The 21,286-nt window shown below is 52.8% G+C and carries 20 protein-coding genes; 12 read left to right on the forward strand and 8 right to left on the reverse strand.

Annotated features, from left to right (window positions below):
• Positions 1-186: 186 nt before the first annotated feature.
• The 4 genes from secDF to A8O25_RS16425 form a co-directional block, all read right to left on the reverse strand.
• Positions 187-3,177 (reverse strand): protein translocase subunit SecDF, encoded by a 2,991-nt coding sequence (secDF, locus tag A8O25_RS16410; protein WP_066836953.1) that lies wholly within the window; start codon positions 3,175-3,177, stop codon positions 187-189.
• Between the two features lie 137 nt (positions 3,178-3,314).
• Positions 3,315-3,677, reverse strand: a complete 363-nt coding sequence (locus A8O25_RS16415) for a hypothetical protein (protein ID WP_066836904.1) — start codon at positions 3,675-3,677, stop codon at positions 3,315-3,317.
• 104 nt (positions 3,678-3,781) lie between these two features.
• Positions 3,782-4,405 (reverse strand): uridine kinase family protein, encoded by a 624-nt coding sequence (locus A8O25_RS16420; RefSeq protein ID WP_066836906.1) that lies wholly within the window; start codon positions 4,403-4,405, stop codon positions 3,782-3,784.
• A 176-nt stretch (positions 4,406-4,581) separates the two neighbouring features.
• Positions 4,582-5,178, reverse strand: a complete 597-nt coding sequence (locus tag A8O25_RS16425) for a non-canonical purine NTP diphosphatase (RefSeq protein WP_066836908.1) — start codon at positions 5,176-5,178, stop codon at positions 4,582-4,584.
• A gap of 600 nt (positions 5,179-5,778) precedes the next feature.
• Between A8O25_RS16425 and A8O25_RS16435 the strand changes: the two genes are divergently transcribed.
• From A8O25_RS16435 to A8O25_RS16445, 3 genes are read left to right on the forward strand one after another with little or no spacing between them, the layout of a single operon-like run.
• The gene (locus A8O25_RS16435; RefSeq protein ID WP_066836912.1) at positions 5,779-6,588 is read left to right on the forward strand and encodes an MlaE family ABC transporter permease; all 810 of its coding nucleotides are present in this window, start codon (positions 5,779-5,781) and stop codon (positions 6,586-6,588) included.
• A gap of 5 nt (positions 6,589-6,593) precedes the next feature.
• Entirely contained in the window at positions 6,594-7,367 is a 774-nt protein-coding gene (locus A8O25_RS16440; RefSeq protein WP_066836915.1) for an ABC transporter ATP-binding protein, read from the forward strand.
• Entirely contained in the window at positions 7,368-8,459 is a 1,092-nt protein-coding gene (locus tag A8O25_RS16445; RefSeq protein ID WP_066836918.1) for an MlaD family protein, read from the forward strand.
• A gap of 111 nt (positions 8,460-8,570) precedes the next feature.
• On the opposite strand, the gene mdh is transcribed toward A8O25_RS16445, so the two are convergent.
• Both mdh and tilS read right to left on the reverse strand, forming a co-directional pair.
• Entirely contained in the window at positions 8,571-9,509 is a 939-nt protein-coding gene (gene mdh / locus A8O25_RS16450; protein WP_066836921.1) for a malate dehydrogenase, read from the reverse strand.
• 239 nt (positions 9,510-9,748) lie between these two features.
• Positions 9,749-11,077, reverse strand: coding sequence for a tRNA lysidine(34) synthetase TilS (tilS, locus tag A8O25_RS16455; RefSeq protein WP_066836933.1), 1,329 nt, complete (start codon positions 11,075-11,077; stop codon positions 9,749-9,751).
• A 192-nt stretch (positions 11,078-11,269) separates the two neighbouring features.
• On the opposite strand from tilS, the gene A8O25_RS16460 reads away from it, so the two are divergent.
• The 7 genes from A8O25_RS16460 (at position 11,270) to recN (ending at position 18,319) form a co-directional block, all read left to right on the forward strand.
• The gene (locus A8O25_RS16460; protein WP_082893701.1) at positions 11,270-13,018 is read left to right on the forward strand and encodes an OstA-like protein; all 1,749 of its coding nucleotides are present in this window, start codon (positions 11,270-11,272) and stop codon (positions 13,016-13,018) included.
• Positions 13,019-13,091: 73 nt separating this feature from the next.
• On the forward strand, positions 13,092-13,934 hold the full coding sequence (locus A8O25_RS16465) for an outer membrane protein assembly factor BamD (RefSeq protein ID WP_066836939.1): 843 nt from the start codon (positions 13,092-13,094) through the stop codon (positions 13,932-13,934).
• Between the two features lie 29 nt (positions 13,935-13,963).
• Positions 13,964-14,293 (forward strand): DNA-directed RNA polymerase subunit omega, encoded by a 330-nt coding sequence (locus A8O25_RS16470; RefSeq protein WP_066836941.1) that lies wholly within the window; start codon positions 13,964-13,966, stop codon positions 14,291-14,293.
• Positions 14,294-14,305: 12 nt separating this feature from the next.
• Positions 14,306-14,866: a flavoprotein gene (locus A8O25_RS24245; protein ID WP_338152755.1), complete on the forward strand. Its 561-nt coding sequence runs from the start codon at positions 14,306-14,308 to the stop codon at positions 14,864-14,866.
• Positions 14,847-15,518, forward strand: coding sequence for a bifunctional phosphopantothenoylcysteine decarboxylase/phosphopantothenate--cysteine ligase CoaBC (gene coaBC, locus A8O25_RS24250; protein ID WP_338152756.1), 672 nt, complete (start codon positions 14,847-14,849; stop codon positions 15,516-15,518). Before A8O25_RS24245 ends, coaBC begins: the two co-directional genes overlap by 20 nt.
• Positions 15,503-16,411 (forward strand): type IX secretion system protein PorD, encoded by a 909-nt coding sequence (porD, locus tag A8O25_RS16480; protein ID WP_066836954.1) that lies wholly within the window; start codon positions 15,503-15,505, stop codon positions 16,409-16,411. The genes coaBC and porD overlap by 16 nt, the downstream gene beginning before the upstream one ends.
• Before the next feature lie 249 nt (positions 16,412-16,660).
• Positions 16,661-18,319 (forward strand): DNA repair protein RecN, encoded by a 1,659-nt coding sequence (gene recN, locus A8O25_RS16485; protein ID WP_066836943.1) that lies wholly within the window; start codon positions 16,661-16,663, stop codon positions 18,317-18,319.
• 402 nt (positions 18,320-18,721) lie between these two features.
• Here the strand turns inward: recN and A8O25_RS16490 are convergent, their stop codons facing one another.
• Positions 18,722-19,096: a cupin domain-containing protein gene (locus A8O25_RS16490; RefSeq protein ID WP_066836945.1), complete on the reverse strand. Its 375-nt coding sequence runs from the start codon at positions 19,094-19,096 to the stop codon at positions 18,722-18,724.
• A 3-nt stretch (positions 19,097-19,099) separates the two neighbouring features.
• Entirely contained in the window at positions 19,100-19,345 is a 246-nt protein-coding gene (locus tag A8O25_RS16495; RefSeq protein ID WP_066836947.1) for a Kazal-type serine protease inhibitor family protein, read from the reverse strand.
• 248 nt (positions 19,346-19,593) lie between these two features.
• On the opposite strand from A8O25_RS16495, the gene A8O25_RS16500 reads away from it, so the two are divergent.
• Both A8O25_RS16500 and A8O25_RS16505 read left to right on the forward strand, forming a co-directional pair.
• The gene (locus A8O25_RS16500; RefSeq protein WP_066836948.1) at positions 19,594-19,884 is read left to right on the forward strand and encodes a YtxH domain-containing protein; all 291 of its coding nucleotides are present in this window, start codon (positions 19,594-19,596) and stop codon (positions 19,882-19,884) included.
• Positions 19,885-20,009: 125 nt separating this feature from the next.
• On the forward strand, positions 20,010-20,531 hold the full coding sequence (locus A8O25_RS16505; protein ID WP_066836950.1) for a YtxH domain-containing protein: 522 nt from the start codon (positions 20,010-20,012) through the stop codon (positions 20,529-20,531).
• Positions 20,532-21,286 lie beyond the last annotated feature (755 nt).

Genomic DNA, 21,286 nt, shown 5'->3' on the forward strand with positions numbered 1-21,286 from the left:
ACTTATGCAAGTTGGGGGGAAAGGCTATGGTTGCTGCTTCGCGTTTCTGGCTTGTTTTTCAGAAACTAAGCCAAAACTGGAAAAACTGTTTTGAAATGCGGTCTTGGCTTACTGTCTTAGGTTCCGTACAAAAAAATAGCCGGACCATTTGGTCCGGCTATTTTTTTGTGGGGTTACAGCGGGTTATTAGGATACAACCACAGGCTTGGCAGCTACCAGTCTCTCCTTGTCAACGTTTGTGGTGTCTACCACAATTGGCGAGGCAATGAACAGGGTAGAGTAGGTACCGGTTAAGGAACCCACCAGCATGGCAAAAGAGAAGCCTCTCAAGGTTTCACCACCAAAGATGAACAATACCACTACCACCAGTAACACGGTTAAGTTGGTGATGATGGTACGGCTGAAGGTACTGTTCAAGGCCGGGTTCACAATGTCTTTGAACTTAACGCGCGGGTTATCTTTGGTGTACTCCCTGATCCGGTCAAATACTACCACGGTATCATTGATAGAGTAACCAATAATGGTCAGGATAGAGGCAATGAACACCTGGTCCATCTCATAAGAAACCCCAAACAGGTTGGCAATGGTAAAGGCAGAGAACACTACCAATACGTCATGAATCAAGGCGGCCACCCCGCCCAGGCTGTACTGCCAGCGGCTGAAACGGAAGGCTACGTACACAAAGATTCCGGCAAAAGCCAGTAACACGGCAATTAACGCCTGTTTCTGAATGTCATCTGCCATAGTGGCGCCTACCTTAGAAGAACTTACAATAGTGGGCTTTTGAGCGCTGTACTGCTGTAATCCTTGCTCCAGGGCGGCCTGCACTGTCTCATCTGCCTGGGTAGACTCATCGGCGGCAAGGTAGCTGGTGGTGATCTTCAAGCGGTTAGAAGCGCCAAAGGTCTTTACTTCAGTACCTTTTCCCTGGAACTCATCATCTAGGGAAGAACGAACCTCAGAAGCCGGAACAGCCTGGGTGAAGTCTACCACATAAGAGCGGCCTCCTCTAAAGTCAACCCCTAACGGCAACTCACCTTTGATGAACACTGCTATAATCCCAAACAGAATAAAGGCAATGGAGAAGATATATGCTTTTTTACGGTTGCCAAGAATGTCAAACTTGATGTTCTTGAACCAGTTTCTAGACAGCGGCGTCTGCAGTGACAGCGTATTGGCGTTTTTCCCTTTGGCCATCCACTCAACCAACAGACGGGATACATAGACCGCCGTGAAGAAAGAGGTGGCAATACCAATCATCAGGGTAACGGCAAAACCTCTCACTGGGCCTGACCCGAAGAAGTAGAGGATAATACCAGCCAATAACGTGGTAACGTTGGAGTCAAAGATGGAGCTGAACGCTTTGCTATAGCCTTTTTTGATGGCTTCCTGAATATTCAGGCCAGCAGCCATCTCTTCTTTGATACGCTCAAAGATCAGTACGTTGGCATCAACAGACATACCCATGGTCAGCACCATACCGGCAATACCAGGCAAGGTAAGGGCAGCGCCAAACTGGGCCATGATCCCAATAATGAAGAAGATGTTGAAGAACAGGGCAATGTTGGCAATGAAACCACCTTTGTTGTAGTAGGCAATCATAAAGAGCACCACCAGCACCAGACCGGCCAATGAGGAAAGCAAACCTTGGTTAATGGCTTCCTGACCCAGAGAAGGACCTACAATGGCTTCTTCCACAATACGGGTAGGGGCTGGCATTTTACCGGCTTTCAAGATGTTGGCTAAATCCTGGGCTTCTTCAATGGTGAAAGAACCGGAGATAGAAGAGTTGCCACCGCCAATCTCACTCTGCACCACCGGGGCCGAGTACACATAGTCATCCAGAACAATGGCTACCTGGCGGCCAATGTTGTCACCGGTCAAACGCTGCCATTTCTTAGCACCGGCGGCGTTCATACCCATGGTTACCTCTGGGCGGCCAGACTGGTCATAGTCCTGACGGGCATCAGAGATATATTCACCAGACAAAGGAGCTTTTCCTTCGCGGCCTTTCTTAATGGCATACAGTTCAACAAACTCAGCCCCGTCATTGGCCACAATAGGTTTCACACTCCATAAAAACTTCAGGTTCTGCGGAAAAATGGCTCTTACTTCAGCTCTGGCCAACAGTTCATTTACCTTGGCGGTATCACGTACGTTTGAACCCAAGCCACCAGGGAGCGGCGTGAACAGACGCGCCAGCAGAGAGCTCTGGTTTGCGTTAAGCGAGTCTTTTTTTGCAGCGGTAGTGTCTTTTTTGCTCAGCTGGGCGGCCAGGGCAGTGGTGTCTGTGCCAGCGGCAGTCACAGCAGCGGTTGCGGTGTCAGTGGCAGAGGCAGAGGCAAGGGCGGCAGAACCGGCGGCTGAAGAACCCTTCAGCTTGGTGGCAGCCTCCTGTTTCACCAGATAGTCATTCAACTGGCCAAAGTACGGGCTGTACTCCTGCACGTTCCACACTTCCCAGAACTCCAGGTTGGCCGTTCCCTGTAACAGTTTGCGCACCCGCTCAGGGTTGTCAACACCCGGTAACTCAATCTGGATGCGGTTGGTGCCCTGCAGACGCTGTATGTTAGGCTGCGTTACCCCAAACTTGTCAATACGGGTGCTCAGGATGTTGAAAGAACGGGCCACGGCATCATCTACCTCGCGGTTGATCTCAGCCAGAACCTCTTTATCAGTAGAGTTGTAGTTCAGATTACGGGTGGTGCTGCTGGCGAAAAGCGAGGCCAGTTTGGCGTTGGGCTGCAACTCACGGTAGGTGCGGTAGAACAGGTCTACAAAGTTCTCCTGGCTGTTGGTTTGCAGTTGCTGCGCCTTTTTAAGGGCTTGCTCAAACGCCGGGTCTTTCTTGTTCACGGCCATGGCCCGGATAATCTCTACCGGAGAAACCTCCAGGGTCACGTGCATGCCGCCTTTCAGGTCAAGGCCCAGGCTCAGCTCTCTTTCTTTGATCTCCTGATACGTGTATTCGGCACCCAGGAAGTTGAAAACAGGCGCTCTCCAGACAGAGTCAAGATACGTTTGCTTCTTGTAAGCGTCTACTCCGCCAGTGGGGCTGGTGGCATACGCCACTGCTTTCTCCTCCACATTGCGGGAAACAAGCGAAAGGGATAGATAGTACACACAAAGCACGGTGACTATTACCGTAAGAAATACAATAAAACCTTTGTTACGCATAGGTTGGTTAAAATGAAAATAGAAATAATATGATAAGAAAATGTGGCTGGTACGCTGGCGGCCCATAGAATGGGCGCGGCTGTATGTAGCCAAACAGAATACCCCGGCAACCTGGGGCCGCAGAAAAGAATGAATGCCTAAGGGGCGTTGGGCGAGATAGGCAGCGTAGCCAGCTGCTGTAGATAATAGGCCCAGTATGGGATTCCGGCTTTGAAAGGCACCTGCTGCTGCACCGGGGCGGCAAATGTGAGGCGCTCAAACGCGACGGGTTCTACCAGGTTGAAGTCAACAAACGACGTGGTCGCCTCAAAAGAGACCTTTTGCTTGACAACCGTGGCGTCTTTGTCCTGGGCCGCTTTTCTCACCGCCGTCTGCTCAGCCGGAGTAGCCGCATGGGCATAGGCGGGCAAGGCTCGGTGGTTGACCGTAAGCACCAACAGCAGGGCTATGCTTGTGCAAAGCAGCCGCCAGTTGCGTTGTATGTAGTGCCCAGGTTTCATCTTAGTAAGCAAAGATAGGTGATTCTTAAAATAAAACAAAAGCCTCTGCTGTGGTCTGAACAGCAGAGGCTTCTATTTGGTTTGATATTTCCGGCAGGGCCAGCTTATTTTTTGATTTTGGAGTTCAGATACGTCACCAGCACCTCCAGGCCGCGGTCAAAGTGGCGGTTGTTGGGAATGATCACATCTGCGTCATTCTTGAACGGCTTAATGTATTTCTCATACGTGGGGGCCACGTGGTTGGTGTAGCGGTACAGCACATCATCCAGGTCATAGCCGCGCTCCACTTTGTCTCTGATGATGCGGCGCTGCAGTTTGATGTATTCTTTGGCGTCAATGTACACCTTCAGGTCCAGCAGGCGGGCCACTTCTTCAAAGTAAAACACAAAAATACCCTCTACCACCACAATAGGTGCTGGTTTAAACTCCAGAATGCGCGGAATGACACTGGCGTTGTTGAAGGTGTACTCCTTGCGCTGCACGGTATCGCCCAGGCTCAGCCTGAGAATATCATGGGCATAGGCGGCACTGTCAATAGAACCCGGCAAGTCAAAGTTATGAATGCCGTTGTCGTCTACCAGCTGCTTGTCGCGGTCAAGGTAATAGTTGTCCTGGGAGATGAGGCAGATGTCCTCTGGTGCAAACGAAGCCATTAATCTGCTCAGGAAGGTGGTTTTCCCTGATGCGCTTCCGCCCGTAATACCTACAATAAATGGCTTTTGATGCATAAATACCTGTTGCTTACGGGGTGCAAAATTAACTTTTTGTAAGCTTGCAGCCTAATGCAGGCTTAAAGAAATTCTGCATTACCCGCCCAGCGGAAGAAAAGGCAGCCAGATTTTCTGTTTTGGGGCTGTTTTGGGGCTGTTTTGGCCAAAACAGCCCCAAAACCAAGAAAAATAGCTCACGTGCCCGTCTGTACGTACCGGTGCCGCAGAAACGAGACCAGCTGCTGCACGGCCCGCCCGCGGTGGCTGATTTCGTTCTTCTCCTGGCTGTCCATCTCTGCGAAGGTGCGCTCATGGCCCTCAGGCACAAAGATAGGGTCATAGCCAAAGCCTTTTTCGCCGCGTGGGCTTTCTAAGATGTGGCCTTCCACAATGCCGTTAAAGAGGTGCTGCTCGCCTTCCTCTAAAATAAGGGCTATGGAGGTTCTGAAGCGGGCCTTCCGGTTTTCCTTGCCCTCCAGCCCCTGCAACACTTTCTGCATGTTGGCCTGGTTGTCACGGGCCGGGCCGGCGTAACGGGCCGAGTACACGCCGGGCTCCTGGTTCAGTGCCTCCACCTCCAGCCCGGTATCATCAGCGAAGCATAAAATTTTATACCTTTCCCAGATGTAGCTGGCTTTCTGCAGGGCGTTGCCTTCTAAGGTGTCCTGTTCTTCGGGAATTTCATCGGCGCAGCCAAGGTCCTGCAGGCTCACCAGCTCAAACGGTTCCCCCAGCAGGGCCCGGATTTCCTGCAGCTTGTGGGCATTGTTAGAGGCGAAGCAAATTTTCATAGTCTTGATCAGAGATGCTGTGTGGTTGAAAGCTTGTTTACGTTTAGGTATTGCCACCTATATATATGAGTGTAAAGTTCTGGCAAAGCCATTCTGGAGCAGTCTAGCAGCGCCCTGGCGCCAGACCAGGACCAAGTTAAGTCCATTGAAGCCGGTTTATGCGCAAAAAACAAAGGTAAACATACTCTTATTGGTAAGTATACGCGCTTGCCGCCAGACTGCCATAAACTTTTAACTTAAAGCAGCGGTGCCTGTCTGTTTTGGGGCTGTTTTTCAGAAAACAGCCCCAAAACAGACAGGCACCGCTGCAGGAGCGCTTTAACCGTGGTGCCAGGCGGGCGGGTGGTAAAAAGTATACTGGTTCTGCGCGCGGGGGAGTGGGATTTGGGCAGGTAAAAAGTATTTTTACCTTTCCTTAGCTGGTTCATCTTATCTTTGTGCCGTGATGGCCAGCAGATTCTGGGCAGATGTAACCCTATTCAGGTAAATCAGGTAAGGAGGAGAGCCCTCAGGCTTTCCTTTCCGTAGCCCCAAGACCGTACCCAAAAGGAGTCAACGCGCAGTGCCTGCCAGAGGCCATAAAGAAATCAGAAGTAACGGATGCAATCCAAAGACCAGGACAGTAACTCCCCTAAACAGCGAGACCATGTGATCTCCCCCAAACTGGACAGGGTATTTGCTGAGTTGTATAGAATTTACCAGTTCATAGCCCGCTTCTTTAAGGAGGTGTTTCTGCCCCCCTATGAGATGCGCGAGGTGATCAGGCAGTGCTATGAGGTGGGGGTGAAGTCGCTTCCGCTGATCTCATTGACCGGTTTCATCATAGGCATTGTGTTCACTAACCAATCGCGCCCGTCGCTGGCCGAGTTTGGCGCCACCTCCTGGCTGCCTTCCCTGATTTCCATTGCCATTGTGCGGGCCCTGGCCCCGCTGGTGACCGCGTTAATTGCCGCCGGCCGCGTGGGCTCTAACATGGGCGCCGAGCTGGGCTCTATGCGCGTAACCGAGCAGATTGACGCCATGGAAGTCTCTGCTACCAACCCGTTCAAGTTTCTGGTGGTGACCCGGGTGCTGGCCACTACGTTCATGATTCCGGCGTTGATGATGTACGTGATGCTGGTGGCGTTGCTGGGCGGTTTCCTAAATATTAACGCCAACGAGCAGACCAGCTTCACTACGTATTTTACGCAGGTATTTGAGGCCATTTCTTTCCTTGATATTTTCTCGTCTTTGATTAAATCAGTGCTGTTTGGGTTTACCATTGGCGTGGTGGGCTGCTACAAAGGGTATTTCTCATCTAAGGGAACCGAAGGTGTGGGCAAGGCGGCCAACTCCTCTGTGGTGACGGCCATGTTTTTGGTGTTCATTGAAGAACTGCTGGCCATGCAGGTGATTAATCTTTTCCGGTAGAAGACATGAAGAAACCCCCGCACCAAATAGATAAAAGCCAAAAGGTGATAGAGATAGAGGGCCTGCGCAAATCCTTCGGTGATTTGCACGTGCTTAGGGGCGTGGACCTGGACCTCTACAAAGGCGAAAACCTGGTGATTCTGGGCAAATCGGGTACGGGTAAATCAGTGTTGATTAAGATTATCTCCGGCCTGCTGCAGCAGGACGAAGGCCGGGTAAACGTGCTGGGCCAGGACGTAAACCAGCTCAAGCCCCGTGATTTAGACCAACTCCGGCTCAAGATTGGGTTTTCGTTCCAGAACAGCGCCTTGTATGACAGCATGACCATACGCGAGAACCTGGAGTTCCCGCTGGTGCGGAATCTGCGCAATTTGACCCGCAAGGAAATAAACGAACGGGTGGAGCGCGTGCTGGACGCCGTGGGGCTGCTGCAAAGCATTAACCAGATGCCGTCTGAGCTGTCTGGAGGACAGCGCAAGCGCATTGGGATTGCCCGCACCTTGATTCTCACGCCCGAGATTATGCTCTATGATGAGCCCACCGCCGGGCTGGACCCCATTACCTGTATTGACATCAACAACCTGATCAATGAGGTGCAGGAGCGGTTCCATACCTCGTCTATCATCATCACCCATGACCTCACCTGCGCCAAAACCGTGGGCGACCGCGTGGTGATGCTCTTAGATGGGCAGTTTCAGCGGCAGGGCACGTTTGAAGAGGTGTTCAACACCCAGGATGAGCGGGTGAAACTATTTCATGATTACAACTTTATAGATTAAATGGGAGCAGGAGATAATAAACGGTCCGTTATAGTTGGCATTTTTGTGTTTCTGGCCATTGTCATTCTGGTGGCCGGTATTTTCATTCTGGGCGGAAAGCAGAAACGCTTCGGGGATTCTATTGAGGTGACCGCCCTGTTTGATGACGTGACCGGCCTCAAGAAAGGCAACAACGTGATCTTCTCAGGGGTGAAAGTGGGCGTGGTGAAAAGCATTGCCATCAGCGGTGAAAAACAGGTGGCCGTCAGTTTCTCCATTGAGGAAAGCGCGGTACCTTATATCCATAAAAACGCGTTCGCGAAGATTGGGTCAGAGAGCATCATAGGCAACCGCACCATTGTGGTGTACGGCGGCAGCGAGGCCTCCCCCGCCATTGAGACCGGCGATATACTTAAAACCGAAGCCCAGCTCAGCACCGAGCAGATGATGAAAACCCTGCAGGAAAGCAACCAGAACCTGCTGGCCATCACCAATGACGTGAAAGGCCTGAGCGCCAACCTCGCCAAAGGCGAAGGCATGGCCGGTGCGTTGCTCACAGACGAGAAGCTGGCCAACAACTTCAGAACCATTGTCGCCAACCTGGAGCGCACCACCGCCAGCAGCTCCCGCGCCGCGCAAGCCCTCACCCAGTTCTCAAATAAACTGAATACAGAAGGCGGCCTGGCAGATGAGCTGTTAACAGATACCACCGTCTACAACCGCCTCAAAAGCACCATGGCGCAGCTGCAGCAGACCATGACCACCGCCTCTGCCATCACCGGCAAGCTCAACGCCACCACAGACAAGCTCAACAGCCCTAACAACGCCCTGGGCGTGCTGCTCAATGACGAGGACTTCGCCCTTGACCTGCAGCTCACCATGCAGAACCTGGAGGCCGGCACAGACAAGCTGGACGCCAACATGGAAAGCCTGCAGCACAGTATTCTGCTGAACGGCTTCTTCCGGCGTAAAGCCAAACGCGAAGCCAAGCAGAAGGAGCGGGAGCAGCAGAAGCAGGAGCGCCTGCAGAAGCTGGAGGAAAAAAGGAGCCAGAAGAAGCAGCAGAACCAGAATAAGTCTGCCGCCCAGCCTGCCCAGACCCCAATTAAGTAACTTGATTTCTGTTTTAGCGCTGTTTTTAAGAAAACAGGCCAAAAACAGAAACCCAATAAAAAGAGCCTACCTGCAGGTAGGGCTCTTTTTTATTGGGTAGAAATCAGGGGGTTAGGCGTTGGCAGGCATGTTGTCCAGCACGTCCATCACTTCCCGCACCGCTTTCTCAGAGGCTTTCAAGAGGGCCATCTCGTCTTCGTTCAGCTGCAGCTCTATTACTTTCTCAATACCGTTCTTGCCTAGTACCACCGGTACACCCAGGTAGGTGCCGTTGATGCCGTACTCGCCTTCCAGCTTAATGCAAACCGGAAACACCCGCTTCTGGTCACGTACAATGGCTTCTACCATCTGGGCGGCTGCGGAACCCGGCGCGTACCAGGCAGAGGTGCCCATCAGTTTCACCAGCTCGCCACCGCCGTTTTTGGTGCGGTCTACAATGGCGTCTAGTTTAGCAGAGTCAATCAACTCGGTTACCGGAATCCCGCCCACGGTGGTGTATCTTGGGAGCGGCACCATGGTATCACCGTGCCCACCCATCAATACCGCCTGAATATCTTTAGGCGACACGTTCAGTTCCTCAGCCAGGAACGCGCGGTAGCGGGCGGTGTCCAGGATACCGGCCATCCCCATCACCTTGGTGCGGGGAAGCTTAGACGTTAAATGCGCAGCGTAGGTCATGACATCCAGGGGGTTAGACACCACAATGATGATGGCCTCCGGGGAGTGTTTGATTACGTTCTCAGTCACCGAGCGCACAATGCCGGCGTTGGTGCTGATCAGGTCATCACGGGTCATGCCGGGTTTGCGGGGCAGGCCCGAGGTGATCACTACCACGTCTGAATTGGCGGTGCGGCTATAGTCATTGGTGACGCCCACGGTGCGGGTGTCATACAGGTTGATAGGAGATTTCTGCCAGATATCCAATGCCTTGCCTTCGGCGAAGCCTTCTTTGATATCTACTAACACTACTTCATTGGCAATTTCGCGGTACGCCAGCACGTCGGCACAGGTGGCCCCTACGTTACCGGCTCCTACTACGGTTACTTTCATTATGCTTAAATTTGGTTAGATGATATACTACGCGGTGAAGATAGGAAAAAGGGCGTCACCTGAAAATTATTTAATGGCTGATTGTTAATTGCTTTTTAATTGTTGATTGTCAATTGTTGTTTTAGGCCTGTTTCTTAGAAACAGTCTCTAAACGGCTTTCTCTTGGGTTCCTTCACAAATCGGTCAGCTTAAGCTGCTGCCTTTCTAACAATCAACAATTAACAATCAGCAATGAACAATCAAATTCGGGTCACGGTAATCTCCAGCACCTGCTGGGTATTCTCACTGATCTTGAACCGGTTGTCTGGCTGGTGACCAATGATCCAGGCCAGTGAGGCGTCTGAGACCAGCACCCACACGTCTGGCTTGAGGTTGGCGGGCACCTTCTTGTCAATGAGCAGGTCGCTCACCTTCTTCTTGCCGTTCATGCCCAGCGGGATAAACCAGTCGCCCTGTTTCCAGGGGCGCAGTTTGAGGGGGAACCTTACCAGTTCGGCGTCAAGGGCCACCGTGTCTTTGGAACGGGGTATCTTGTAGCCTTCGGCCGATTTGCGGGTTATTTTTGCCAGATAAGGTCCAAAAGTGAGTTGGGTGGCTTGTTCTGGCAGCGCCACGCTGCCAAACACCTCCAGGTTTTTGGCGGTGATCACCAGTTCCTCCCGGTCTTTCACCAGCACATGGGTGGGGGAGGCGAAGGACTTGCCTGAGAGGCCGGCAAAGGCGGCTGCTACCTCCTGCGCCTGCACGTAGGAGAACTGGAACGGTTTTAGCAGCTCATGCAGCAGCACTACCGGCGCGGGGCTTTGCTGCAGCGGCGCAATAGAAAGGTAGGTGGTGCCGTTCTCTGTGCGTTGCGTTTTTGCCCTGATTTCCTGAAAAGAGGCCAGAAACACGGCTTCTGCGCCCTGCAGGCGCTCCAGGGTCTGGGTAAACGTTTCCTCCAGGTTGGGGTTGAGCTGCTTGAGCACGGGAACCACCTCGTGGCGCACCAGGTTGCGGGCGTACTTTCTGCTTTCGTTGCTGGAATCTTCCCGCCACGCCAGGCGTTTAGAGGTGAGCCAGTCGTACAGGTCGTCTTTGGTGAGGGCCAGCAGCGGCCGGATCAGGTGCCCGTTCTGGGGCAGAATGCCGTGCAGGCCCGCCAGGCCCGTGCCGCGCACCAGGTTGAGCAGCACGGTCTCCAGCGCGTCTGACTTGTGGTGTGCCGTGGCAATGGCGTCATACCCCAGCTGGGTGCGCATCTGCTCAAACCAGGCGTAGCGCAGGGAGCGGGCCGCCATCTGGATGGAAATGCCTTCCTGCTGGGCAAAGGCCTCGGTCTGGAACTGCTCGCTGTAGAACGGCACGCCGTACTGTTTGGCCAGTTTGCGCACAAAGAGCTCATCTGCGTCAGACTCCTCGCCCCGCAGACCAAAGTTGCAGTGCAGCACGGCAAAGGGAACCTTTAAGCGGTGCAGCACATCGGCCAGTACCACAGAGTCCAGGCCCCCGCTCACGGCGGCCAGAATTTTAGTGGTAGGGGAAAGCAGCTGATGGCTGTCTATATAGTGTTGAACTTTCTGGAGCATATGTCAAAGAAGGTAAAGCAGAACGTGCCTTTTTTTGCCCATGAAGGCGGGAAACTCATTCTGCCGGGCGTCAGAGAACTGGTAGCCTCAGCAGGAAATGCGTTTCGGCTTTGCCGAAATCTCCGCTTTTTTAGGTGCAAAATCTATTTATAAGCAGGTTCTTAGTAATTTTGTTTCTATTGAATTGATTGAATGAAGTTCACAAAGATAGTTTTAGTTGCGCTTATCTCCGTATGGTCTATGGTTTCGGCCTGGGCCCAGCAGGGGCAGCGGGTAGAAGTTTCGTCCAGTACCCTGCAGGCGGGTACTTACAAGGGGGAGGAAGTGCGCAGGCTGATTGGCAACGTGGTCATGCGGCAGGGGGCTACCACCGTTACCTCAGACTCGGCCTACCAGTATGTGAAAGACCGTAACCGGCTGGAGGTGTTCGGGAACGTGCATATTACCCAGGAGACCATGGAAGCCACCAGTGCCACCGGTACCTATGACGGTACCAGGCGCATGGCCAACCTGCGCGGAAACGTGGTGCTGCGGGACCAGGAGATGACGCTGAACACCCCCACGCTGGAGTATGACCTGGACGCCAAGCGCGCCTATTACACCCAAACCGGTCATATTGTAGGGCCAGATTACACCATTAAAAGCCATTTAGGGACCTACACCACTACAGATAAAGTGCTAACTTTTAAAAAGGATGTAGTTTACACCAACACCCAGAATACCAAAGTGGTGAGTGATACCATGGCCTACAACACCATCAGCAAGGTGGTGGAGTTCTTTGGGCCCACCACCATCACCTCGCCAGACGGAACGCTGTTTGCTAACCGCGGCACCTATAACACCGTGACCCGGGAGGCCAATTTCAGGGGCAACGCCAGCATCAAGACCCCAGACTACCTTATTAAGGGCAATTCCCTCACCTATGACAAGCTGAAGGAGTATTACACTGCCGCCGGTAACGTCTCCCTCACCCATATTAAAGAAAATACGGTCATAACCGGACAGACAGCGCTGCATTGGCGGGGCCTGGGGCGGTCAAAGGTGTTTGGAAGCCCGGTCATGCGCACGGTGGCGGCCAACAGCAAGAACAACGTGAATGACACCATGTTCCTGTCTGCTGACACGCTGCTGGCGGTAGAGAACCGGGTAGATAAAACTAAGAAAGGGTTTGTGTACGCGTACCCAGACGTGCGCATTTACAAATCTGACCTGCAGGGAATCTGCGACTCCCTTACCTACAACCTGCAGGACTCCATGATTTACATGAACCGCAGCCCCAAACTCTGGGCCAACAAGAGCCAGATGACCGCAGACAGCGTGATCATGCAGCTGCGGGACAAGACACTGGACCAGATGCGCATGTTTGGCAACTCGTTTGCTATTTCACAGGATACGCTGGAGAATTTTAACCAGGTGAAGGGCCGTAACATGACAGCCCATTTTGCCGAGGGCAAAATCAGGCGCATAGACGTGAACGGAAACGGGGAAAGCCTCTACTTCGCCCTGCAGGGAGACAGTACCGTGATGGGGATGAACAAGGCGTTCTGCAGTGACATGCGCATGAAGTTTAATGATGGGCAGGTGCAGTCTATCACCTTTCTCACCGAGCCAGACGCCAAACTGATTCCGCCGCACGAGCTGGAGGAGCCTGAGAAACGGCTGAAGGGCTTTGTCTGGCGGGCAGATGAAAAGCCCACCCGGGCGTTTGTGCTGGAGAAAAGGGGCGTAGCCCGGAAAAAAAGTGACCCTGCCGCTGCTTCTTCCCCGGCTAGGGGGGCTAAGCCAGCGGCTGTTCCTCCCAAAAAGAACGGCGTGGCTGCTCCGCCGGCTTCTGCCTCCCCGGCTAAAGTAGCCCCGGTAACGCCCGCTAACAGAAAAGCAGTGCCAGCCACTACAACACCCCAGAGAAAAGGGGCTGCTGAAAAACTGAGGGTAGAGTAAACTATTTGTATACTGTAGGTTCTGGTAATTCGTTCTGGCAGTTGTAAAAGATTTTGTTTATTTTTGCGCGCTTATGACCAAACGCATTTTCTCCTTTTTGCCTTTTTTGCTCGCGCTGGTGCTGTTGGGCGCCTGCAGCAAATACAATAAGCTCCTCAAGAGCGATGACGTAGATAAAAAATACGCAGCTGCGCTGGAGTATTATGAGAACGGCAAGTATGAGCGGGCCGGTGCCCTCTTAGAGGACCTGATGCCCCTGCTGAAGGGCCGGAGTGAGTATGAGCGCGCCAACTTCCTGTACGCGTACACCAAGTACCACCAGCAGCTTTACCTGGAGAGTTCTTTCCATTTTATCACCTTTGGGCAGACGTTCCCCAGAAGCCAATACGCAGAGGAGGCGGCGTTTATGAACGCCAAATCCCTGACCAATGAGTCGCCGTCATACAACCTGGACCAGCAGAGCACCGTGCAGGCCATGAGTGCCTTGCAGGAGTTCATGCGCCGGTACCCGCAGAGCAAGTACATGCAGGAGGCCAACACCATCTATGAAGACCTGTCTAAGAAGATTGAGCTGAAAACATTTGATAATGCCAAGATGTATTACCAGCTGCGCTACTTTCTGTCTGCGGTAATAGCGCTGGATAACTTCAGAAAGAACTTCCCGTCTTCCACCTTAAATGAAGAGGCGGCTTTCCTGCGCATTGACGCCCAGTACCATTACGCCCAACAAAGTATTGAAAGCAAGCAGGCAGAGCGGTACCAGCAGGTGATAGAGATCTACCAGAACTTTGTAGATGCTTACCCAAACAGCAAGTTTCTGCGTTCCGCTGAAAACTTTTATGATTCCAGCCGTAAGGCGTTGGAGCAGCTAAACAAAACAGGGCAGCCAGCAGCGGCCACCGCCACCACTAACTAATTTTTGTAATCACTCAATTCAACAGATATATGGCACAAGTTCCAGCATCCATCGTTACCCGTAATATCTCTGACCTGGCCAAAGACACTGGCAACGTCTATGAGTCAATCTCTATCATCTCTAAGCGGGCGAACCAGATTGCAGTGAAAGTGAAGGAGGAGTTGAACTCTAAACTGGCTGAGTTTGCCACCACGGTTGACAACCTGGAGGAGGTGTTTGAAAACCGTGAGCAGATTGAAATCTCTAAATACTATGAGCGTCTCCCTAAGCCTACCAACATGGCCATTGAGGAGTTCGTTGAAGGAAAGGTGTATTTCCGCCAGGCAGATGAGGAGGCGCAGACTTCATCAGCGCTTTAAGCCTTTGGCCTAATGCTTAGGCATAAAAAAATCATACTGGGAGTCTGCGGTAGCATTGCCGCCTACAAAGCGGCGCATCTGGTGCGGCTCCTGATCAAAGCAGAAGCAGAAGTGCAGGTAATCCTGACCACTTCTGCTTCTGCCTTTATTACCCCTGTCACCTTGGCCACACTCTCCAAACGGCCGGTCCTGACCCATTTTGTGCGGGAAGACCAGTCTGGCCTGTGGCACAACCACGTGGAACTGGGGCTGTGGGCAGATGCCGTGGTGGTGGCTCCCGCCAGCGCCAACACCGTGGCCAAATTTGCCCGGGGCCTGTGTGACAACCTGCTCACAGCTACCTACCTTTCGGCCCGGTGCCCCGTGTTTGTGGCCCCCGCCATGGATCTGGACATGTACCAGCACCCGGCGGTGCAGGAGAATTTCAGGCTGTTGCGCTCTTACGGGAACCAGCTCATTGAAGCCGGTTACGGTGAGTTGGCCAGCGGTCTGGTAGGGCAGGGGCGACTGGCTGAACCAGAGGAGATTGTTCAAGTTTTAGAAAAACATTTCAGTGCAGAACGCCTTGTTTAGCGGAAAGAAAGTTCTCATAACAGCCGGGCCCACGTATGAACCCATAGACCCCGTCCGGTTTATTGGCAACCACTCTACCGGCAAAATGGGCTATGCCCTGGCCCGCAGGTTTGCTGAGCAGGGCGCGCAGGTGCAGTTAGTCTCAGGGCCTACATCCATGAAACTGGAGCACCCGCAGGTAGAAGTAATCTCGGTGATGACCGCAGATGAAATGTATGCCGCCTGCCAACAAAGGGCCGCTGCCGCTGATATATGGGTGTTCGCCGCCGCAGTAGCAGATTACAAGCCCAGCCGGGTAGCCCCTTCCAAAATAAAAAAAAGTGAGGCCTCTTTCACCATTGAGCTGGTAAAGAACGTTGATATTGCAGCGGCCTTGGGCAAAGAGAAGAAGACGGGCCAGTTTGCCGTGGGCTTTGCGCTGGAAACCGATCAGGAGCTGGAAAACGCCCAGGCTAAACTCCGTAAGAAGAACTTAGACATGGTGGTGTTGAACTCCCTGCGAGACCCGGGGGCCGGTTTCAGGCATGACACCAACAAAATCACCATTGTGAAGCAACACACCGTAGAGGAATACGCGCTTAAGTCAAAAGACGAAGTGGCTGAAGATATTCTGGAATCTATCAAAAAGGAATGGGCATGCGTGCAAAAATAGGGATAATAGCAGTCTTGAGCCTTTGTTTGCCCTTGCTGACCTGGGCCCAGGAACTGCGGTGCGAGGTGGTGGTGAACAGTGAACAGGTGCAGGTGACTGACCGCCAGATCTTTCAGGACATGCAGAACGCCATTTCTGAGATCATGAACAACACCCGCTGGACCAATGACCTGTACCAGAACGAAGAACGTATCAGGTGCAAGCTGTTTATCACGGTGAAGGGCATGCCGCGCATTGGCTTTTTTGAGGCCAATACCCAGATAGTCTCCAGTAGGCCCACCTACGGCACCGGCTATGAGACCACCGTGCTCTCTTTTGTAGACACCCGTTTTACCTTTGACTACACGCAGGCACAGCCATTGCAGTACGCGCCCAACACCTATACCTCTAACCTCACCGCACTTTTGTCTTTCTATGCCTACACTATTATAGGCATGGACAATGACAGTTTTTCCCGCATGGGGGGAGCCGCCGCACTGTCTGAGGCCAACAACATCCTGAACCTGGTAAACTCGGCCGGGGCGGCCTCAGAAGGGTGGACCTCAAACACAGACACCCGTAACCGCTACTGGCTGGTGAACAACCTGCTGGACCCGCAGTTTGAGCAGTTGAGGGCCGCTAATTACCTCTACCACCGGCAAGGGTTGGACTTGATGATTCAGGATCCTGAGAAGGCACGACAGAACATGTTGGAGGCGCTGCGCAACATTCAGCAGGTGGCCCAGCGGCGGCCGGGTACGGTAGCCGTGCGTTCGTTCTTTGAGGCCAAGTCCACTGAGCTGGCCAACGCCTTCGCCACGGCCACACCCGCCCAGAAGCAGCAGGCCTATGAACTGCTCACCCAGGTAGATCCCACCAACCGGGCCAAGTACGAGCCCCTGCTCAAGCGGTAGTTTCTGTTTTCGGCCTCTTTTCCCAAAAACAGGCCGAAAACAGAACGCTTAAAAAGAAGGGCTGGGAGCCGTTGAACAAATGTCAGAGGTTGGCCTGTGCTGTTGAAGTTGGCAACCAGCGAGCGGGAGTTGAGTAAAATAACTGCTGATTTCGCTATGTTTTTTAGTGTATAGACTAAATTAATTAGCATATTTGTTTGTTGAACATTCAGTTCAAACTTTCATCCTTGACACGGGTACATCTACTGTATGCTTGTAGATCTTAAGATAAAAAACTACGCCCTTATTGAGCAGCTGGAGCTGCAGCCGTCGCCTCTCCTGAATATTATTACAGGTGAAACAGGGGCGGGTAAGTCCATCATGCTGGGCGCCATTGGCCTTCTGCTGGGAAACAGGGCAGACTCAAAGCTGCTCTTCAACCAGGGGGAGAAGTGCGTCATTGAGGGAGCCTTCAATATTTCAGAATACCAGCTGGAGCCGTTTTTTGCGGAGGAGGACCTGGATTTTGAGCCGGTGAGTCTGCTGCGCCGGGAAATCACCCCGGCCGGAAAATCCCGCGCGTTTGTGAATGACACCCCCGTGACCCTGGACCAGCTCCGCCGCATAGGAGAACACCTCATGGACATTCACTCCCAGCATGACACCCTGCTGCTGGGGGACCCCGCCTACCAGTTGAACATCTTGGACCTGTATGCCCAGAATGATGCCCTGAGAACCCAATACGGCTCCGCCTACCGCGCTTTCAAGAAACTGGAGCGGGAGTACCGGGATCTGGAGAACCAGCTGGCCCAGAGCCAGAAGGAGCTTGATTACAACACGTACCTCCTCCATGAGCTGGCAGAGGCCAACCTGCAGGCTGGGGAGCAGGAAAGCCATGAGGCAGAACTGAAGCAACTGGAGCACGCTGAGGAAATCAAACTCAAGTTGACCCACGCGCTGCAGTACCTGTCTGAGAGTGAGTACAATGCCGCCACCGCCTTAAAAGACGCCGCACTTCTGCTGGGCCAGCTCACTGAGTACGGCGCTGATTACCAAAACCTGAAGGACCGCTTAGACAGCTGCCTGATTGAGCTCAATGACATTGCCGGCGAGGTAGAGGACGCGGAACGGCGCACAGAGGCAGATCCGCAGCGGGCAGAACAGCTGCAGGAGCGGTTAGACCTGATCTATACGCTGCAGCGCAAGCACCAGGTGCGCACCAATGAGGAACTCCTGGCCCTGCAGGCCGAATTGGAAACCAAGGTGGGCAGCGTCCATAATCTGGACGTGGCGCTGGAGAAGACTAAAAAAGCCTTAGACGCGGCCAGTGCCGAGGTGGAGACCGTGGCCGAACAGCTGTCCCAGAGCCGCACTGCTGTGTTCGCCACCTTCCAGGAAGAGCTGCACAGCCTGCTGACGGAACTGGGAATGCCCAACGCCCGCGTGGTGGTGGAGCATAAAACGGCCGCCCCCGGCCCCACCGGTATTGATGTGGTGAACATCCTGTTCAGTGCGAACAAAGGTGCCGCGCCCCAAACCTTGAGCAAAGCCGCCTCTGGTGGTGAATTCTCCCGTTTAATGCTTTGCGTGAAGTATTTGCTGGCAGACAAGACGGCGTTACCAACCATTATTTTTGACGAGATTGACACCGGTATCTCCGGGGAGATTGCCGTAAAAGTGGGCAAGATGATGCAGCAGATGGCGCAGAAGCACCAGTTGATCTGTATCTCCCACCTTCCGCAGATGGCCGCCCAAGGTGATACCCACTATTTTGTTTACAAGGAAGACCGCACAGACCGCACCATAAGCCGCATCAGGCAGTTGAGCCATGAGGAGCGGGTGCAGGAAATTGCCCAGATGATTGCCGGGGCCAACCCTTCAGAGAATGCCTTCCAGAGTGCCAAAGAGCTGCTGGCGCTGAATGCCTGATCTTTCTGTTTTGAGCCTGTTTTTCAGAAAACAGGCCCAAAACAGAAATGTTTCGTTCTCCCTCGCCCTGCCAAGTGGGACACAGGTACACCAGAAGGCGGGGTTCTATAGAGCTGATTACCTGATGAGCGCTGTCTTATAAGGCACAGAGGCCGGTTGCCACATCTGGATGGGTACTTCCCGTTGTGCGCGCAGGCGGGGGAAAAAACAGGTTATTGAAATTTGTATGAAGACTAAGGGGCCAGCCCCCTGAAATAGGTGATGTGCACTTATTCATCAAGAGCAGTACACCCATTAAACAGAAGCGCCGCCGGAGCAATTGGGCGGCGCTTCTGTTTTTAAGCTGTTTTTCAGAAAACAGGCCCAAAACAGCCAAGTAGAGACCTTGCTGCCATGGCTGGCCTATTCCTCCTCCTCCCGGTGTACGGTGTTGATGTCAAAGGCCGGTATGCAGACAGACCAGTATTCCACCTCCTGGTCAAAAGGGTTTGAATATCTGATTCTGGCGCCCGCCTTGATGAGCAGGGTCTGCCCCGCCGAAAGTTCTATGGACTCGCCGTCTATCTCTACCAGCTTCTTGCCCCGGAGCACAATGGTCACCTCATCAAACTCAGGGGTTTGGTGCGGTTCGCCCCAGTGCGGCGGGGCCACCATATGCGCTATACTGAAAGCCTGGGTACGGGTGCTGGCCAGCCCAAAATGCTCCTCAATCAGTTTTCCGTCATGGGTGGGTACCTTGAACGGCGCGTTCTGGAGAATGTATTTTTTCTCGCCCATGGGTTAGTTGGCAGTGCCTTTGGAGGTGGCGCATTCTCCTTTGGTGTACGAGGTGACACCGGCTTTTTCGGCCATGCAGTGGTTGCCGTAGGTTTGGTTGTCACAGCCGCACACGGGGTCATACTGCATGGTGCAGGCCCTTTCGGGGTCAATCTTGGTGGGGTCAATGCAGGCTTTCTCTTGCGTGCTTTTGCAGCCGGTTGAGAACAGGACTACCATCACGGGTAGCAGTAGGTGTAGTTTTTTCATAGCAGTGGGTATTGGTAGTTATACGGTCTGCTCCGGCGAAAGATAAGCCGCTTAGGGGGCAGGCTAAAGTAAAAAATTATGGCGCTGCCGCTTAAAACAGCTAACCTGGGACCGAGTAAATCCGTAAGTAATTTTATATATATGCAAATATATATTTATTGTGAAGCAAAACGGCGGCAGAGCCTTCTGGTTTACCCGCCCAGCTACTTACAACCTACAATAGAACCTTAACCCTTATTCATTTTCGTATGAAAGACAATTCAAAAATCTTGATCGCGGCCGCCGCTGGTGCCGCTGCAGGTGTTGTTGCCGGTATTTTGATGGCCCCCAGCACGGGCAAAGACTCCCGTGACGGCATTATGAAGTTTGCAAGCCAGCTGGCTGAGAACTTTGGCGGCCAGTTAACCCCTTACCTGGAGAAACTGGGTGGCTTGAGTGCCATGTTGAACGGTGCCGGTGGCGCTAACGGTTCTAGCGCGTCTGTTGGTGCTGATGCCACTACCGGAACCACGGCAGATGGTGCTGGTGCTCAAGGCTAAGCGCCGGCAGCCCGGGTGGGTTAGCCCAAAATAACCAAATGAGTTCTTTCCCGTTAAAATAGAACTGACGCTATATAGGGTTGGTATTTCTAACGGAAAGAACTCATTTTTTTTAAAGTACTACTATGAAAGACAACGGAAAAATCATTCTGGCTTTGCTGGCAGGCGCTAGCGCCGGTGTGGTGGCTGGTATCTTAATGGCACCTGAAGCCGGTGAGAGCACCCGCGGCAACCTGAAAAAGTCCGCCTCAAAACTGAGCCAGGGACTCAATGAAAAATTGCAGGGCAGCATGGACCAGTTGCAGGCCCTTACCGCCAGTGCTGGCGCCCTGGTAGGCCGCAAAGGCGGTTCAAAGGGAGCCGCGGCAGATGTGGTGAACACGGGTTCTAACACTACTGCTACCTCTCACCTGGACAATAACCCCACCGGCGGCAACGTAGATGCCGCTGGCGCTACCAGCTCCAGCCTGGGCAACACCGGCGGAACCAATGATGCCCCTGCCAGCAGCGGCAAAAAATCAAAAGGTGGCACCGGCGCATCAGGCAAGAAAGCCACTGATACCACCACCACAAAGGCCAAGTCTTCTGCAAGCAGCGGGCAGGGCTCTTCTAAGGGATCTGGCGGCGGTTCAAACGCCTCTGCCTAACTTTTTCTGCGGGCTTTGCAACTTTGTACGGGCAAGGCCGTTAAAGCAAGTAGATATGATTGGTTAAATAGTGAAAGCGAAACCGATGAAGGGATGCAAAGCAGAAGCTTGGCGTTGAAACTTAATATGAGAGATCGATTTAGATTTAGTTTTTAAGGGATACGTTGAGTGCGAGGTAGAACAACATCAAGTAAGTAGCAAAAGACGTTATTTAACCAATATAAGAAAGCCTTCCCAGACGGGGAAGGCTTTCTGCATTTACAGCCTTTCTGATTTTGGCCTTATTTTCAGAAAACAGGTTAAAAACAGGAAAGAAGTGATTGAGTAAGTGAGTGGCGCAGGAACGTTTAGAAGCAGGATTTACGGGATTTAGTGGATCTTCGGGGTTTAGTAACTTTCAAGTTTCGCTGGCGCGAGACTTCCGTCTCGTGACTGACCGTGCGGCGAGTCTCCAGACTCGCCGGGAACCACAAGATGGGAATTGGTGAAACAGGAGTCTGAAGACTCCACACACCCATCGGCACGAGTCTGGAGACTCGCGCCAGATATAATTGCCAGATAAAATCTCTTGTCTTTTCTACCAAACAGAAGGAAGTTACTTCCGTGGTTTTCTTCTGCTTGGTAGATGGCTGTTCTACCTTGAGCCGTTTCCCCTCATCCTACCCTTCTCCCAGAGGGAGAAGAACCCGCTTTTGCGTTTTCGGCCTGTTTTGGCCAAAACAGGCGAAAACAGAAATGCCGTCCCAATTAAAAGA

Origin of the sequence: Rufibacter ruber (assembly GCF_001647275.1) — a bacterium.
GTDB classification, from domain to species: Bacteria; Bacteroidota; Bacteroidia; order Cytophagales; family Hymenobacteraceae; genus Nibribacter; species Nibribacter ruber_C.

Coding starts and splice junctions, on each gene's coding strand:
- secDF (WP_066836953.1), bottom strand. CDS start 3,177: ATGCGTAACAAAGGTTTTATTGTATTTCTTACGGTAATAGTCACCGTG.
- A8O25_RS16415 (WP_066836904.1), bottom strand. CDS start 3,677: ATGAAACCTGGGCACTACATACAACGCAACTGGCGGCTGCTTTGCACA.
- A8O25_RS16420 (WP_066836906.1), bottom strand. CDS start 4,405: ATGCATCAAAAGCCATTTATTGTAGGTATTACGGGCGGAAGCGCATCA.
- A8O25_RS16425 (WP_066836908.1), bottom strand. CDS start 5,178: ATGAAAATTTGCTTCGCCTCTAACAATGCCCACAAGCTGCAGGAAATC.
- A8O25_RS16435 (WP_066836912.1), top strand. CDS start 5,779: ATGCAATCCAAAGACCAGGACAGTAACTCCCCTAAACAGCGAGACCAT.
- A8O25_RS16440 (WP_066836915.1), top strand. CDS start 6,594: ATGAAGAAACCCCCGCACCAAATAGATAAAAGCCAAAAGGTGATAGAG.
- A8O25_RS16445 (WP_066836918.1), top strand. CDS start 7,368: ATGGGAGCAGGAGATAATAAACGGTCCGTTATAGTTGGCATTTTTGTG.
- mdh (WP_066836921.1), bottom strand. CDS start 9,509: ATGAAAGTAACCGTAGTAGGAGCCGGTAACGTAGGGGCCACCTGTGCC.
- tilS (WP_066836933.1), bottom strand. CDS start 11,077: ATGCTCCAGAAAGTTCAACACTATATAGACAGCCATCAGCTGCTTTCC.
- A8O25_RS16460 (WP_082893701.1), top strand. CDS start 11,270: ATGAAGTTCACAAAGATAGTTTTAGTTGCGCTTATCTCCGTATGGTCT.
- A8O25_RS16465 (WP_066836939.1), top strand. CDS start 13,092: ATGACCAAACGCATTTTCTCCTTTTTGCCTTTTTTGCTCGCGCTGGTG.
- A8O25_RS16470 (WP_066836941.1), top strand. CDS start 13,964: ATGGCACAAGTTCCAGCATCCATCGTTACCCGTAATATCTCTGACCTG.
- A8O25_RS24245 (WP_338152755.1), top strand. CDS start 14,306: ATGCTTAGGCATAAAAAAATCATACTGGGAGTCTGCGGTAGCATTGCC.
- porD (WP_066836954.1), top strand. CDS start 15,503: ATGCGTGCAAAAATAGGGATAATAGCAGTCTTGAGCCTTTGTTTGCCC.
- recN (WP_066836943.1), top strand. CDS start 16,661: ATGCTTGTAGATCTTAAGATAAAAAACTACGCCCTTATTGAGCAGCTG.
- A8O25_RS16490 (WP_066836945.1), bottom strand. CDS start 19,096: ATGGGCGAGAAAAAATACATTCTCCAGAACGCGCCGTTCAAGGTACCC.
- A8O25_RS16495 (WP_066836947.1), bottom strand. CDS start 19,345: ATGAAAAAACTACACCTACTGCTACCCGTGATGGTAGTCCTGTTCTCA.
- A8O25_RS16500 (WP_066836948.1), top strand. CDS start 19,594: ATGAAAGACAATTCAAAAATCTTGATCGCGGCCGCCGCTGGTGCCGCT.
- A8O25_RS16505 (WP_066836950.1), top strand. CDS start 20,010: ATGAAAGACAACGGAAAAATCATTCTGGCTTTGCTGGCAGGCGCTAGC.